Source organism: Ochrobactrum sp. C6C9, assembly GCF_022627935.1.
Taxonomy (GTDB): Bacteria; Pseudomonadota; Alphaproteobacteria; order Rhizobiales; family Rhizobiaceae; genus Brucella; species Brucella teleogrylli.
The window spans coordinates 113,537-127,622 of sequence record NZ_JABXGB010000013.1 but is presented as its reverse complement, the minus strand read 5'-3'; the positions used below and the strand labels follow the sequence as shown (position 1 = coordinate 127,622).

The window sequence follows — 14,086 nt, the reverse complement described above, 5'->3', positions numbered from 1 at the left end:
CCACTTGCAGTTCATCACCTATGCCGCCGCCGCAATCTGCGAAATCGCCGGTTGTTTTGCTTTCTGGGCGTGGCTGAAACTCGATAAATCGCCGCTCTGGCTCATTCCCGGTATGGCGTCGCTGGCGCTCTTCGCCTACTGCCTGACACTGATCGAGAGCGATACGGCGGGCCGCGCCTATGCGGCCTATGGCGGCATCTACATTGTCGCCTCCATTTTATGGATATGGATTGCCGAAGGCGCAAAGCCGGATCGCTGGGATATCACCGGAGCCTGCGTGGCTCTGGCAGGCACCTGCATCATCCTGTTCGCCCCGCGGACTTAAGCGGTACTGGTAGTTTTCCAGATATCAATTGTGCGCATTTTGCCTTTTTGCCACTTTTAGGGCTTGCGGAAAATACCTTTGCATTCTAAGGCTTTCCCCGGCTCGGAGCGTAGCGCAGCCCGGTAGCGCACTTGACTGGGGGTCAAGGGGTCGTGGGTTCGAATCCCGCCGCTCCGACCATTTTCTTCCCCATATTGTTTTTTCTGCACAATCTCCGCTTTGCGGAGAGCGAAAAACTGGTTTAACTCCACCATAAATCATGCGGAGGAGTTCGAGCTTGAAAAACGTCCTGATAACCGGCGGTAGCCGTGGCATTGGCAGAGCAACGGCATTGCGTTGCGCCGCGGACGGTTGGTCCATCGCCCTCAATTACGCCGGAAACACCTCGGCAGCAGCGGAAACTACCGACGGTCTGAAACGTGCAGGCGCCAAAGCCATTGCGCTGCAAGGCGATATTTCACACGAAGAAGACGTTATTTCCATTTACGACCGCGCGGAACAGGAATTGGGCAAGCTGCAAGGCGTTGTTTTGAATGCCGGTATCGTCGCGCAGACGATGCCGCTCGCCGAGATGAGCGCGGAACGTCTGCGCACCATGTTCGATGTCAATGTCTACGGCACCTATCTCTGCGCACGCGAAGCAGCGCGCCGCGTTCAACCGGGCGGTTCCATCGTCATCGTTTCCTCTATGGCGGCAAAGCTCGGCTCACCGTTCGAATATGTGGATTATGCAGGTGCCAAAGGCGCACTCGACACGTTGACCATCGGCCTGTCGCGGGAGCTCGCGCCGAAAGGCATCCGGGTCAATGCGGTTCGCCCCGGTTTGATCGAAACGGAAATCCACGCGAGCGGCGGCAATCCCGACCGGGCCAAAACGCTCGGTGCCGGAACCCCGATGGGACGCGCAGGAAAAGCCGAGGAAGTCGCGGAAGCAATCTATTGGTTGCTCAACGACGCCCCCGGCTACACAACCGGCTCGTTCATCGAGGTCGCAGGTGGGCGCTGACCGGGATTACATGTCCCGGAGCTGATACGACTCTGGAACATAGCGGTAGCCCGCGCCGTCCTTCTCCAGATAAGCCACTGCCGGGAAAGGCATATGATATCCGATGAAAGGCAGGCGCTCGGTCGCCAGCATGTCGAAGACGCGCTTGCGCGTCGCGACGGCGGCCTCCTTGTCCACATCGAAAGCCACGTGCCAGTCGGGCCGCTGCAACGTGATGACAAAATGATTGGCGGTGTCCGAGATCAGCATCAGCTGCTTGCCGCCGGATTCGACGCGGAATATCAGGTGGCCAGGCGTGTGCCCGAAAGCCGCCAAAGCATGAATGCCTGAGACGACTTCGCTGTTGTCTTCCAGAAAGGTGATCTTCTCGGCCAGCGGTTTCACATTCTTGCCGACAAGCTCGGCACCACCCTTCATCGGACTATCCAGTCGTGCGGGGTCGGTCCAGAAATCGAACTCCTTTTGTCCGGCTGCATAACGGGCATTGGCGAAGGCAGGCTTACCGTCTTCCATAAGGCCGCCAATGTGGTCGCCATGAAAATGGCTGAGCACGACGAGCGAAACGTCAGAGGCCTTATAGCCTGATGCTTCCAGCGCACTGACAAGTTTGCCCTGCCCGTTTGCGCGCGCACCGGCACCCATGCCCGTGTCGAATAGGACGAGGTCCTTGCCAGTGTTGATCAGCACCGGCGTAAAGCTGTTCACAAATCGGTCGGCAGGCAGCATGTTCGTTTCAAGCAGCGCAGCGACTTCCTTCGGGTCCTGATTGATCGCATAGGTTTTTTCAGGCGCCTCGCCTGCCCGGCGTCCATCAGACAATGTGGTGATTTCAAATTCACCGAGCTGGAAGCGATGGAAACCCGGATTTTCAACTTGCGACGGTTTTTGCACGTTTGAACTGCCCGTTTCGGCTGCTGCTTGGGCAAGGGCCAACGGCGAAAGCGCCATCCCCGCACCGGCAGCAGATGCTGCAACAATGAAATTACGTCTTGAGATGGTCATTGATCGATCTCCTGGCATAATTGTGAGTAAGAATGACAGGATAAACGAAAACAACAGCCGATCCACGACAGAAGCAATCAAGTTAATGTTGGCAGCAATTTCGTCATGCATCTTGCCACAGCACCAGCGAGACACTATCTATCTGGCGCGCGGGACGACCCGCGCCACTGTTTGCATAGGGGACGGCCCCATAGGAGCATCCTATGTTACGGCCAATCGAACCAACCAGCATCAAGCACATCGTCAGGTCTAGAAACACTGGCGGCCAATTGGCCAGCCTTGGCGGTTCGCACGTTTTTTTGCTTGGGACACCAACCACACCGGGACTTTGAGAAACTGATTCATCGAAACAGTTTAAGTCTTTGATTTTACCCATTTCCAAAAATGGAGCATACAAATGGCATGGGTCTATCTGGCTATCGCCGGCATTCTTGAGGTCGTCTGGGCATTCTTCATGAAAAAGTCGGAAGGCTTCTCTCTTCTGACACCCAGCATCATCACACTGGTCACGATGATCGGCAGCTTCCTGCTGCTTTCCATCGCCATGCGCAGCCTGCCGCTCGGCACGGCCTATGCGATCTGGACCGGCATCGGCGCAGTTGGCGCTTTCGTAGTCGGCATCTTCATTCTCGGGGAAACCGCAAGTTTCTTCCGCGTTGCAAGCGTTATGCTCATTCTCGCGGGCATCATCGGACTGAAACTCTCGTCCAGCTGACGATATAAAAAAGGGAGGCCACGGCCTCCCTTTTGTCGATCCTAGCGAACCTGATCCAGCAATCGCTTGCACTCCAGAAGATCGAAAAGCGCTTCCTGCAAGAGCGAGCGGTTGTCCTTCGACGGACGCTTACCGTCCGCGCCAATGGGGCCGTCATCCTCGCCTTTCAGCAAACCGAACAGCTTGCGTGACGGCTGCGGCGCCTTGATGCCACTCGGCAAGGCCATTTCATTGTCGGCAGCTTCTTCCGCTGCACGCTTGTCAGCCGCAGCCTGCTTCTGGCGCGAGATGACTTCGATGGCCTGCACATCGCCATTGCCCAGAGCAATGATAAACTGCGGATTGTTTTCGCGCAGCAGACGCTGTACGCCCTTGATCGTATAGCCTTGATCGTAGAGCAGATGGCGAATGCCCTTGAGCAGCTCAACATCGATTGGACGATAATAGCGGCGACCGCCGCCACGCTTCATCGGCTTGATCTGTGTAAAGCGCGTTTCCCAGAAACGCAGCACATGCTGGGGAAGATCAAGATCCTCCGCAACCTCACTGATCGTCCTGAATGCATCAGGGCTCTTGTCCATCCACCTGCCCTTTCCAGCAGCAACGGCCCGCTCACCGAGCGATATCCGTATAGGCTTTGAAATCCACTTGCGGTCCGCACGATACACGGACAGTGACAATAAGGCGGAATGCCACCAGTTTTCAAAAACCGTGGCCTACTTATACTGTCCGAACGCCGATTGAAACCCGAGGCGTTTCACGCTGAAACTCTTTCCGAAAAGCCTGTGCGCTCCCGGATTCGAATATTAGCGAAATGATTCGTTCCACTATCTCCATTATATAATATCAGAGCTTTATGCGCATCCCTTCACATGGATGACGCTCAACAGCCAGCTTTTGACAGAGGAACAGCGGGGGCACATGGGGCGAGACAGCACCGCCTTCCGGCGAAGCAGGCCCTGTTCCGCGATGTGAGATGGATCAAGACGGCAGCACAAAAGCAATCATCGTCTTGCCCCAGAACGCGCAAGCCGCCGCTTTTGCCACCTGATCTGGAAAAACAAATGCCGCCCGAAGGAACTGGGGCGGCATCGATCTGGATTATTTGCTCTTGGTTTCGCGCTTCTGATGTTCCTGCAGAATGCGCTGCTTGAGAACATTGGAAGCCTTGAAGGTCATCACGCGTCGCGGAAGAATTGGTACTTCTTCGCCGGTCTTCGGATTGCGACCGATACGTTCGTTCTTGTCGCGGACCTGAAAAGTGGCAAATGACGACAGCTTCACTGTTTCGCCATTGACGATTGCGTCACAGACCTCATCGAGAATCATCTCGACCAAAGCCGCCGACTCCGTCCTGGAAAGACCGACCTTACGGTAAACAGCCTCTGCCAGATCAGCCCGCGTGACCGTTTTACCTCCCATAACCGAACCCACCTGGTTAGCGTTTGAACAGATAATATCCTTACGTGACAGGACGTTACACAAATAAAAGCGGCTCGGTCAAGCCGCGAGTTCCCTCGCGGTGGATCAATTTTGTTGCTTTTCTTTTCCGATCCGATTCCGAACGTGACCCGACGCGCCTGTTTTGTGGCAATTGGCTTACCAGCGCAGCAAAACCGCACCCCAGGTAAATCCGCCGCCCATGGCTTCGAGAAGAACCAGATCGCCCTTCTTGATCCGGCCGTCGGCAACGGCTGTCGCCAGCGCCAGTGGCACCGATGCAGCCGAGGTGTTGCCGTGGCGGTCAACGGTGATGACGACCTTGCTCTCGGCGATATTCAGCTTCTTGGCCGAAGCATCGATGATGCGCTTATTGGCCTGATGCGGCACAAACCAGTCGATATCGTCTGCCGTAAGGCCCGTTTCCGCGAAGGAAGCTTCGATAACGTCGGTGATCATGCCGACAGCGTGTTTGAAGACCTCACGGCCTTCCATGCGCAGGTGGCCGACGGTCTGCGTCGTCGAAGGGCCGCCATCCACATAGAGCTTTTCCTTGTGGTTGCCGTCCGAGCGCAGATTTGCAGCCAGAACGCCACGGTCCGAGGTCAGGCCCTTGCCTTCGGCAGCTTCCAGCACAACAGCGCCAGCGCCATCACCAAACAGAACGCAGGTTGTGCGGTCGGTCCAGTCCAGAATGCGCGAGAAGGTTTCCGCACCAATGACCAAAACGCGCTCGGCCATGCCGCCGCGAATATAAAGGTCGGCGGTGGTGATCGCATAGATGAAGCCGCTGCAAACGGCCTGCATATCGAAAGCGAAACCGGAGGTAATGCCAAGCTCACGCTGGATTTCTACCGCACTCGCCGGGAACGTGTTGTTCGGCGTCGATGTGGCGACCAGCACAAGGTCGATATCGGATGGCTGCAGGCCTGCATTTTCGATGGCCGCGCGCGCGGCGGCAGCACCCAGCGAAACCGTGGTTTCGCCCTCACCCGCGATATGGCGTTGGCGAATGCCCGTGCGCTGCACGATCCATTCGTCCGAGGTCTCTATGACACCCTCAAAATCGGTGTTCTTCATGACCCGCTTCGGCAATGCCGAACCGATACCCCGCACGACAGATCGTATCATTTTTTATTCCTGTCCTCATAAGCGAACGGAACGGGGCTATTGCCCGCACCGTCGAAATCCGCGCCCGTTCAGGGCAAATAATTACCTGGCCGCTTCGCCGCCTTCACTGGACGAAACATGAGGGTGACTGTGGTGAAAATGCGCCAGATCGGCTTCAATTTTCTGCAAAAGACGATTGCGCACCATGTCGTAGCCCACTTCGACTGCCGAGCAGAAGCCTTCCGCGCTCGCGCCGCCATGGCTCTTGATGACAATGCCGCTCAAGCCAAGGAACACGCCGCCATTGACCTTGTTCGGGTCCATCTTTTCGCGAAGGCGATCAAAAGCACCCTTTGCAAAGACATAGCCAATCTTGGCCAGCAAAGTGCGGCTCATGGCCTGACGGAGCAATGTCGCCATCTGACGCGCCGTGCCTTCAGCGGCCTTCAGAGCGATATTGCCAGTGAAGCCTTCGGTCACCACGACATCGACGCTACCTTTGCCAATGTCGTTGCCTTCCACGAAGCCGGAATATTGCAGACCATCCAGCGGCGTATCGCGCAGGATCTGCCCGGCTTCCTTGATTTCATCGAGGCCCTTGACCTCTTCCGTGCCCACATTCAGCAGGCCGACCGTCGGCTTGCGCACTTCAAACAGCGCCCGCGCCATGCCAGCGCCCATGACGGCGTAATCGACCAGCTGACGCGCATCGGCCCCAATCGTCGCGCCAACGTCCAGCACGATGCTTTCACCGCGCAGCGTCGGCCAGATGCCTGCAAGCGCCGGACGTTCGACATCCGACATCATGCGCAGGCAGAATTTCGACATGGCCATGAGTGCGCCGGTATTGCCCGCGGAAACACAGGCATCGGCTTCACCCGTCTTCACCGCTTCTATGGCCTTCCACATCGTGGACTTGCCGCGCCCGTTGCGCAGCGCCTGGCTTGGCTTGTCGTCCATACCGATGGCGACTTCGCAGGCACGAAACTCGGATGCGGCCTGCAACTTCGGAAAACGCGCCAGCACCGGTTCAACCTGTCCGGCCAGACCGAAAAAGATAAAACGCATGTCGGGGTGGCGCTCAAGCGCCTTTGCCGCGCCGGGGACGACCACTTCAGGACCGAAATCACCGCCCATCGCGTCAATCGATATTTTTACCACTCTTGATTATTCCTGTTCGATCCCTGCTCCCGGGCCGCGCTCGGGGCGCGACAGGGCTTTCGGCGAAAATAGTGGTTTTGCGTTACCGTACAACAATATTCTGTCAAACGCGGCGCAAATCACCGTCAATTACGACTTGTCGCGCCATTCCGACAGCTTTGCAAAGGGCGAAACAGGCTTGTCACCCTCATCACCGGCATCGCCAAAGACCTGAGGTTCTGCTTCGTCAGGCAAACCGGGTTTGCGCGGATAAGGATCGATAGCCAGTTCGAAGAACTCTTCGGCAACCGCGGCCACATCAATCCGGTCGCCGACAAAGGTTTCCGGGCTATCGGCACCGTCTGCATCCAGCATCATTTCACCGCTTTCGTCGAGTTGAACCCGGGCCAGACGCGAATTTTCCGGCACGAAGATCGTATCGACTTCTTCCGCAATCACATTGGTCAGCGGCTCCAGCGTGGTGACACAAGCCTGCACGATTTCCGCATCGATGCGACCGCGCACACGAATGCCGTCTTTTTTCCACGGCGTCAGCAGAAATTCAGCCGAGAACGCGTTCACCGCCTCAAGCGCATGGCTGGCGGCAAGCGCGGCGCGTTCTTTCTCATCGGTGCCGATTGTCACTGTCACGCCCTTCTGGGGCAGGTGCAGAACCGGAACGGGATAGGTCAGCGCCGGCTTGTCAGTCATTTTGTTTTGCCTCTTCAGTATTATCATGCGTCAGCGCGAGCGCTGGATCTTCGGCATCCATAAAGGAAATCTCGCCAGCCACCAGAGTGCTGTCGTCGATTGCGCGCAACCGGTCGCGACAACGCAGAACATATTCGCCTAAATGGCGAGCTTGTGGCCAAAATTCCAGATCAGGCCGAATATTTCGCGTCAGCGCGGCTGCTAGCGCTTCAGCATCGTCGGTGTCTAGCGCCGCGCCGTAGGTGGCGACCCGGCCATAAAACATGCGGGCAAGTTTTTTCATGCGTTTTGGAACACCCTGATCGCCGATTCCCAACTCGCGCAGCGAGTGGTCGACATCCTTGAAAAACTCGTCGGCCACCTCCTGGGCAAGCGCCATCAGAGCCGGATTGTCGCCGCGCATCCGGTGCAGTGTCAGGAAAATATGCACCGACAACATCTCATACCGGCCAAGTGGCGTATCCGGCACATGAAATTGTGCATAAAACCGTTTTTGCCGCGCCGCTGCCACGATCGCCTCGTAAACGCGAAGCACGATAGCCTCATTGGCCTTCGATTTGCGGCGGAAAAGTTGGAGAATCATCCCTGTACGACCGTTCCAGTTGCATATAGAAGCAAGGTGGTTTACCGAAGTTCTCCCGACGGCGAAAGTGCCGCGCTGATAATAGAATTATGGAGAGGTCTTTGTTGCAGCGGATTTTCTCAACTGTGCGTTCCGGCGCATCAACAGGCGCACGCAAGCAGCGTGCTCTTCTGGCTGGTACGGCAATTCTGTTTTCGGCCGCCCTCGCCGGATGCAACACCGCGTCCACGCTGAACCCGTCCGAGACGCTGACGGAAGGCTATGTGCTGGATCAGCAGGCGCTTGATTCGGTGCCGGTCGGCTCCAGCCGCGAGCAGGTGCTGCTGGCGCTTGGCACGCCGTCGACCACCGCGACCTTCGACAACGAAGTGTTCTATTACATTTCGCAGAAGCGCCATCGCATGGCTCAGTTCATGAAGCCGAAGCTGGTTGATCGCCAGATTCTCGCAATCTATTTCGACAAGGACGGCAAGGTTCAGAATATCGCCAATTACGGCATGCAGGACGGCAAGCTGTTCGATTTCGTATCGCGCACCACGCCAACCGGCGGCAAGGACCAGACCTTCTTGGGCCAGGTTATCCAGGGCGTTTCCAAAGCTCCGACCTCCGTGCCCGGAGCGGGAGCAGGCGGACCGGGCGGCAGCTGATCGCCGCAATATCTTATCCAAAGGAAAACCCGCCTCTCGGCGGGTTTTCTGTTTTCGGGATTTGAAAACGGATCAAGCCATATGCGCCAGCACTGCAAGCAGCAGAAGCGCCACGATATTGGTGATCTTGATCGCCGGATTGACCGCGGGACCGGCAGTATCCTTGTACGGATCGCCAACCGTATCGCCCGTCACCGACGCTTTATGCGCTTCCGAACCCTTGAGGTGCTTCACGCCCTCGGCGTCGGTAAAGCCGTCTTCGAAGCTCTTCTTGGCATTGTCCCATGCACCCCCACCGGAGGTCATGGAAATGGCCACGAACAGCCCATTGACGATGACGCCGAGCAGCGACGCGCCAAGCGCTGCGAAGGCCGCCGCCTTGGAGCCCGAAATCATCAGCACGCCGAAATAGACGACGAGCGGCGCCAGCACCGGCAGAAGCGACGGAATGATCATTTCGCGGATTGCCGCTTTGGTCAGAAGATCGACCGCGCGGGCATAATCCGGGCGTTCCTTGCCGGTCATAATGCCCGGCTTTTCCTTGAACTGGCGACGAACCTCCTGCACCACGGCCCCGCCTGCGCGACCCACAGCCGTCATGGCCATACCGCCGAACAGATAAGGGATAAGGCCGCCGAAGATCAGACCTGCCACCACATAGGGGTTGGACAGATCGAACGAAACCGGCCCCATATCCGCAAAGTACGGATAGGTCTGACCATTGGCAGCGAAGTAAGCAAGGTCGTTGGAATAGGCTGCGAACAGCACCAGAGCGCCCAAGCCCGCTGAACCGATGGCATAGCCCTTGGTCACGGCCTTGGTCGTGTTGCCGACCGCATCCAGCGCATCAGTGGACTTGCGCACTTCCGGGTCGAGACCGGCCATTTCCGCAATACCACCAGCGTTGTCAGTCACCGGTCCGAAGGCATCGAGCGCCACGATCATCCCGGCAATGCCCAGCATGGCCGTGACCGCAATAGCCGTGCCGAAGAGACCAGCAAGCTGATAGGTGCTGATGATGCCGCCAACAATCACGATGGCAGGCAAGGCGGTTGATTCCAGCGAAACGGCAAGGCCCTGAATGACATTTGTGCCATGCCCCGTCACGGAAGCCTGTGCGATGGAATTGACGGGACGCTTGTTGGTGCCTGTATAATATTCGGTAATCACCACGATCAGACCCGTCACGATGAGACCGATCAGCCCGCAGATGAAGAGATTGGTGCCGGTGATGCTCTTTCCGGCCACAGTGCCGATTTCGCCCCAGCCAATCGTCAGCGTGTTGGCAACGCCAAGCCCGATGATGGACAAGAGGCCCGTCACGATCAGGCCTTTATAGAGCGCGCCCATGATGGAGCCGTTGACGCCAAGCTTGACGAAGAACGTGCCTGCTATCGAGGTGATCACGCAGGCTCCGCAGATCATCAGCGGATAGAGCATGACGCTCGACAACACGTCCGAACCATTGAAGAAGATCGCGCCCAGAACCATGGTGGCGACCACGGTAACGGCGTAGGTTTCGAACAGATCGGCCGCCATACCGGCGCAATCGCCTACATTATCGCCGACATTATCGGCGATGGTTGCTGGATTGCGCGGATCATCTTCCGGAATACCCGCTTCCACCTTGCCGACGAGATCGCCGCCGACATCCGCACCCTTGGTGAAGATACCGCCGCCGAGACGCGCGAAGATCGAAATCAGCGACGCGCCAAAGCCGAGCGCCACCAGTGCATCGATAACCGTGCGGTCGGCAGGCGCATAGCCCAGCCAGACAGTGAGAATGAAATAATAGACGGAGACGCCAAGCAGCGCGAGACCGGCCACCAGAAGGCCGGTAACGGCACCGGACTTGAAAGCCATTTCAAGCCCGCCTGCCAGACTCAAGGAAGCGGCCTGTGCTGTGCGCACATTGGCGCGCACTGAAACATGCATCCCGATAAAGCCTGTGACGCCGGACAGGATTGCGCCGATCAGAAAGCCGATAGCGGCGCTCAACGACAGCAAATACCATGCGGCGAGGAACACGACGACGCCGACAATCGCAATCGTGGAATATTGTCGTGTGAGATAGGCCGACGCACCCTCACGGATGGCGCCAGCGATTTCCTGCATACGTGGAGTTCCCTGATCGGCCGCCAGGATCGAACGGATCGACCAGAAGGCGAAAAGAACGGAAACCACGCCGCAGGCAATAACGAGAAGTAAAACTGCCACTCCCATTTGCATAAAGGCCAACTCCTATTGAGTTTGCGCCGGCTACCGTCAGCTTGACCTCAGATAACATCCGTTTACTCGGCAATTAACGGCAGGCATATGCGCATGAAGGCCCGAAAACCCCTCCCCGGGCCGATTAGAGCGGCATGGAAAGTGCTTGAAGCCACCACTTCGTACCGGGCTTCAACGGTATAGTTTCATCAGGAACTTAACGCCTTGAAATCAAATAATTACAAAGTTCCCTTGCAGTCGGTCATTCTCAATGCCGCATGACCAACATGCGAAACGGTTTAACAAACGTCAAGACGTTCTTTGCCAGCATACAATGAAAGAAGGGCTGTGATTTCTCACAGCCCTTCTTGCTTTTATCAATCTCTAAAACCGCTCTTAGTGGCGCGGCTTGGTCCCACGGCTTTCACCGCGAATAACGAAGGCAAGGCGGTCGAGCACGGCATTGACGAGCTTCGGCTCGTCTTCGGTGTAGAAAGCCTTGGCGATATCGACATATTCCGAGACAATCACGGCGGTCGGCACATCGTTGCGCGAGGTCAGCTCCCATGCACCGGCGCGAAGGATCGCGCGCAGCGTGGAATCGAGACGCGACAGCGGCCAGTCCTCGGTCAATGCCTGATGGATCATCGGATCAAGCTTGAGCTGGCTGTCGACAACACCGGCGACGATGGCGCGGAACCATTGCGGATCGGCATCGAGATATTGCGTACCATCCACTTCCTTGCCGAGGCGGAAGGCTTCGTATTCTGCGACCACTTCCATCACGCCCGTACCGGCAACGTCCATCTGGTAGAGCGCCTGCACGGCTGCAAGCCGGGCAACGCCACGCTTGTTCGCCGTACGCGGCAGGTTTGGTGTCGGGCGACCTTCTGCGGAAGAACTCATAATATTCACGCTCCGAACTTCTTGCGCAGATCAATCATGGTCAGTGCGGCGCGGGCAGCAAAACCGCCCTTGTCATTGTCTTCACGACGCGCGCGCACCCATGCCTGTTCGTCATTCTCGACGGTCAGAATGCCGTTGCCGATGGCAAGGCTTTCTTCAACGGCCAAATCGGTCAGCGCACGGCAGGATTCGTTTGCAACGATGTCGAAATGATAGGTCTCACCACGGATCACCGTGCCCAGCGCGACATAACCGTCATATTCGGTGCCGTCATTGTCGGCGCCATCGAGGGCAAAGGAAATGGTGGCCGGAATTTCCAGCGCGCCCGGTACGGTCACGACGTCATAGGTGGCGCCCGCATCGTCCAGAGCCGCCTTTGCGCCATCAAGAAGTGCATCGGCAAGATCGTCGTAGAAACGTGCTTCAACAATAAGCAAATGCGGCGCGCGCGCCTCGTGATCGGACATGAGAAACTCCATGACAAATTTTGCGGACCGCAAGACCTGCGGTCAACGCTTAAATCGGGATATGCTTTTACAGCCTGGAATTTTAGGCTGTAAGCCTATTTCCGATATTGCGCAAGCCTTGCCGCATAGCGTGCGAGCTGGTCGATCTCGATATTCACCTTGTCACCCGCTTTTCGCTGACCCCATGTTGTCACTTCCAGCGAATGGCGGATGAGCAAAACGTCAAATTCATTACCGTTCACACCGTTGACCGTCAGCGACGTGCCATCGAGCGCGACCGAACCCTTCTGGGCGATGAATGGCGCAAGTTCTTCCGGCGCACGCAGGGTGAAGCGCACCGCGTCGCCCTCATCCTTGCGTGCAACGATTTCCGCCTGTCCATCGACATGGCCGGAAACCAGATGCCCGCCCATTTCGTCGCCGAGCTTCAGCGAGCGTTCCAGATTGATATTGGTTCCATTTTCCCACGTGGAGATGGTGGTCAGGCGCAGGGCTTCTTCCCATGCTTCCACTTCAAACCAGCGGGCATTGGTGCCCTTTTCCGGCAGCGCAACGACGGTCAGGCAAACACCGGAACACGCAATCGATGCGCCAAGCTCGATGGTTTCGGGATCGTAGACGGTCTCGATACGCAGCAACACGCCTTCATTCAGCGGCTTGATCCGGTCAACCTTGCCGATATCGGTAATAATGCCTGTAAACATCAAGACTTCCTTACATATTCCGCATAAGCATCGTCACCGAAACGCGCCTGCCTGAGAATTTTGAATTCTTCTGCGATATGGGTTTCAAGACCGGGGACGGCAACCCCATCGGCAGCACCAATTTCAATCGGTGAGCGGAAGGTAATCAAGCGGTCAACCAGCTTTTCTTCCAGAAAGCTCTTGGCCACACCCGCGCCGCCTTCCACGAGAACGGAACCAATACCCTGCGCGGCAAGGTCGTCCATCAATTCCGGCAAGGCAATCCGGCAATCATGCGCCTCGGTCGCCAGAATGCGGCACCCTGCCGCCTTCAGTTCGTACCGCCGTTCCGGCGATGCATCGTCTGCACAGGCAATCCAAAGCGGCTGCGCATCCGCCGACTGAACCAGCTTCGAAGCCAATGGCAACCGCAAACCACTGTCGAGCACGACGCGGATGGGCGAGCGCTGTTCAAGCCCCGGCAGGCGGCAGTTCAAAACCGGATCGTCTGCAAGCGCCGTTTCGATACCAATCAGGATAACATCAGTTTGCGACCGTAAGATGTGGGATTGGGCGCGCGACACCTGGCCGGTAATCGGCACCTGCCCCTCGCCCTTTTTTCCGATCATGCCATCTGCGGAAAGTGCAAGTTTCAGAATCACTTCCGGGCGTTTCCTGGAAGATCGATTCAGGTAGCCAGCGAGATCATCGGCTGCCTTTTCGGCGAGGATGCCCGGCTCCACTTCAATACCCGCTTCGCGCAGGATGGCGAAGCCCTTTCCGCTGACCCGATCATCCGGATCGGTGGCCGCGACGACAACGCGGGCCACACCGGCACGCACCAGCGCTTCAGCGCAAGGCGGCGTGCGACCATGATGGGCGCATGGTTCCAGCGTCACATAGGCCGTTGCGCCTCGCGCCGCCTCGCCTGCATCGGCAAGCGCCTGCGGCTCGGAATGCGGCCTGCCGCCCAGTGCGGTCACGCCGCGTCCGACGATGACGCCATCCTTGACGATCAGCGTGCCGACGGATGGATTGGTGCCCGTCAGCCCCTTGTGACGACGGGCATAACGGATTGTCGCTTCCATGAAGCGGATATCGTCCGAAGTTACGTCGGAATGCGGAAATTCCAGTGCAGTCATG

The 14,086-nt window shown here is 57.4% G+C and carries 16 protein-coding genes and 1 tRNA gene; 5 read left to right on the top strand and 12 right to left on the bottom strand.

Annotation, left to right across the window (positions count from 1 at the left end; translation table 11 throughout):
- The first annotated feature begins 4 nt into the window (after positions 1-4).
- The 3 genes from HWD97_RS12750 (at position 5) to HWD97_RS12740 (ending at position 1,331) form a co-directional block, all read left to right on the top strand.
- Complete coding sequence (locus HWD97_RS12750; protein WP_109368742.1) at positions 5-325, top strand: YnfA family protein; 321 nt, start codon at positions 5-7, stop codon at positions 323-325.
- Positions 326-428: 103 nt separating this feature from the next.
- A tRNA-Pro gene (locus tag HWD97_RS12745) sits at positions 429-505 on the top strand.
- Between the two features lie 97 nt (positions 506-602).
- Complete coding sequence (locus tag HWD97_RS12740) at positions 603-1,331, top strand: SDR family oxidoreductase (RefSeq protein ID WP_140024793.1); 729 nt, start codon at positions 603-605, stop codon at positions 1,329-1,331.
- Between the two features lie 6 nt (positions 1,332-1,337).
- Here the strand turns inward: HWD97_RS12740 and HWD97_RS12735 are convergent, their stop codons facing one another.
- Positions 1,338-2,333: an MBL fold metallo-hydrolase gene (locus tag HWD97_RS12735; RefSeq protein ID WP_140024794.1), complete on the bottom strand. Its 996-nt coding sequence runs from the start codon at positions 2,331-2,333 to the stop codon at positions 1,338-1,340.
- 397 nt (positions 2,334-2,730) lie between these two features.
- On the opposite strand from HWD97_RS12735, the gene sugE reads away from it, so the two are divergent.
- The gene (sugE, locus tag HWD97_RS12730) at positions 2,731-3,048 is read left to right on the top strand and encodes a quaternary ammonium compound efflux SMR transporter SugE (protein WP_109368740.1); all 318 of its coding nucleotides are present in this window, start codon (positions 2,731-2,733) and stop codon (positions 3,046-3,048) included.
- A gap of 41 nt (positions 3,049-3,089) precedes the next feature.
- Here sugE and HWD97_RS12725 read toward each other — a convergent pair whose 3' ends face one another.
- From HWD97_RS12725 to HWD97_RS12700, 6 genes are all read right to left on the bottom strand, one after another.
- Positions 3,090-3,629, bottom strand: a complete 540-nt coding sequence (locus tag HWD97_RS12725) for a MerR family transcriptional regulator (protein ID WP_109368739.1) — start codon at positions 3,627-3,629, stop codon at positions 3,090-3,092.
- A 520-nt stretch (positions 3,630-4,149) separates the two neighbouring features.
- Positions 4,150-4,470 carry an integration host factor subunit alpha gene (locus tag HWD97_RS12720; RefSeq protein ID WP_078340512.1) on the bottom strand — a complete coding sequence of 107 codons (321 nt, stop codon included), beginning with the start codon at positions 4,468-4,470 and terminating at the stop codon, positions 4,150-4,152.
- 177 nt (positions 4,471-4,647) lie between these two features.
- Positions 4,648-5,619 (bottom strand): beta-ketoacyl-ACP synthase III, encoded by a 972-nt coding sequence (locus HWD97_RS12715; protein ID WP_109368738.1) that lies wholly within the window; start codon positions 5,617-5,619, stop codon positions 4,648-4,650.
- 81 nt (positions 5,620-5,700) lie between these two features.
- Entirely contained in the window at positions 5,701-6,759 is a 1,059-nt protein-coding gene (gene plsX / locus HWD97_RS12710; RefSeq protein ID WP_109368737.1) for a phosphate acyltransferase PlsX, read from the bottom strand.
- A 129-nt stretch (positions 6,760-6,888) separates the two neighbouring features.
- Positions 6,889-7,449 (bottom strand): DUF177 domain-containing protein, encoded by a 561-nt coding sequence (locus HWD97_RS12705; RefSeq protein WP_109368736.1) that lies wholly within the window; start codon positions 7,447-7,449, stop codon positions 6,889-6,891.
- Positions 7,442-8,032 (bottom strand): ubiquinol-cytochrome C chaperone family protein, encoded by a 591-nt coding sequence (locus HWD97_RS12700; protein ID WP_109368735.1) that lies wholly within the window; start codon positions 8,030-8,032, stop codon positions 7,442-7,444. The genes HWD97_RS12705 and HWD97_RS12700 overlap by 8 nt, the downstream gene beginning before the upstream one ends.
- Positions 8,033-8,121: 89 nt before the next feature.
- Between HWD97_RS12700 and HWD97_RS12695 the strand changes: the two genes are divergently transcribed.
- Positions 8,122-8,679: an outer membrane protein assembly factor BamE gene (locus tag HWD97_RS12695; protein ID WP_109368734.1), complete on the top strand. Its 558-nt coding sequence runs from the start codon at positions 8,122-8,124 to the stop codon at positions 8,677-8,679.
- A gap of 72 nt (positions 8,680-8,751) precedes the next feature.
- Here the strand turns inward: HWD97_RS12695 and HWD97_RS12690 are convergent, their stop codons facing one another.
- The 5 genes from HWD97_RS12690 to ribD all read right to left on the bottom strand — a co-directional run bounded on the left by HWD97_RS12690 (position 8,752) and on the right by ribD (position 14,085).
- Entirely contained in the window at positions 8,752-10,908 is a 2,157-nt protein-coding gene (locus HWD97_RS12690; protein ID WP_109368733.1) for a sodium-translocating pyrophosphatase, read from the bottom strand.
- Positions 10,909-11,283: 375 nt separating this feature from the next.
- A complete protein-coding gene (nusB, locus tag HWD97_RS12685) occupies positions 11,284-11,793 on the bottom strand; it encodes a transcription antitermination factor NusB (protein ID WP_109368732.1) in 510 nt (169 codons plus the stop codon).
- Between the two features lie 5 nt (positions 11,794-11,798).
- Entirely contained in the window at positions 11,799-12,260 is a 462-nt protein-coding gene (locus tag HWD97_RS12680; RefSeq protein WP_371835080.1) for a 6,7-dimethyl-8-ribityllumazine synthase, read from the bottom strand.
- Between the two features lie 95 nt (positions 12,261-12,355).
- A complete protein-coding gene (locus HWD97_RS12675) occupies positions 12,356-12,964 on the bottom strand; it encodes a riboflavin synthase (RefSeq protein WP_109368731.1) in 609 nt (202 codons plus the stop codon).
- On the bottom strand, positions 12,964-14,085 hold the full coding sequence (gene ribD / locus HWD97_RS12670; protein WP_109368730.1) for a bifunctional diaminohydroxyphosphoribosylaminopyrimidine deaminase/5-amino-6-(5-phosphoribosylamino)uracil reductase RibD: 1,122 nt from the start codon (positions 14,083-14,085) through the stop codon (positions 12,964-12,966). The genes HWD97_RS12675 and ribD overlap by 1 nt, the downstream gene beginning before the upstream one ends.
- Between the last annotated feature and the right edge of the window lies 1 nt (position 14,086).

Excerpts from the sequence above, each read along its gene's own strand:
- HWD97_RS12735 (WP_140024794.1), bottom strand. The coding sequence starts at position 2,333 with ATGACCATCTCAAGACGTAATTTCATTGTTGCAGCATCTGCTGCCGGT.
- sugE (WP_109368740.1), top strand. The coding sequence starts at position 2,731 with ATGGCATGGGTCTATCTGGCTATCGCCGGCATTCTTGAGGTCGTCTGG.
- HWD97_RS12725 (WP_109368739.1), bottom strand. The coding sequence starts at position 3,629 with ATGGACAAGAGCCCTGATGCATTCAGGACGATCAGTGAGGTTGCGGAG.
- HWD97_RS12720 (WP_078340512.1), bottom strand. The coding sequence starts at position 4,470 with ATGGGAGGTAAAACGGTCACGCGGGCTGATCTGGCAGAGGCTGTTTAC.
- HWD97_RS12715 (WP_109368738.1), bottom strand. The coding sequence starts at position 5,619 with ATGATACGATCTGTCGTGCGGGGTATCGGTTCGGCATTGCCGAAGCGG.
- HWD97_RS12705 (WP_109368736.1), bottom strand. The coding sequence starts at position 7,449 with ATGACTGACAAGCCGGCGCTGACCTATCCCGTTCCGGTTCTGCACCTG.
- HWD97_RS12700 (WP_109368735.1), bottom strand. The coding sequence starts at position 8,032 with ATGATTCTCCAACTTTTCCGCCGCAAATCGAAGGCCAATGAGGCTATC.
- HWD97_RS12695 (WP_109368734.1), top strand. The coding sequence starts at position 8,122 with ATGGAGAGGTCTTTGTTGCAGCGGATTTTCTCAACTGTGCGTTCCGGC.
- HWD97_RS12690 (WP_109368733.1), bottom strand. The coding sequence starts at position 10,908 with ATGCAAATGGGAGTGGCAGTTTTACTTCTCGTTATTGCCTGCGGCGTG.
- nusB (WP_109368732.1), bottom strand. The coding sequence starts at position 11,793 with ATGAGTTCTTCCGCAGAAGGTCGCCCGACACCAAACCTGCCGCGTACG.
- HWD97_RS12680 (WP_371835080.1), bottom strand. The coding sequence starts at position 12,260 with ATGTCCGATCACGAGGCGCGCGCGCCGCATTTGCTTATTGTTGAAGCA.
- HWD97_RS12675 (WP_109368731.1), bottom strand. The coding sequence starts at position 12,964 with ATGTTTACAGGCATTATTACCGATATCGGCAAGGTTGACCGGATCAAG.
- ribD (WP_109368730.1), bottom strand. The coding sequence starts at position 14,085 with ATGACTGCACTGGAATTTCCGCATTCCGACGTAACTTCGGACGATATC.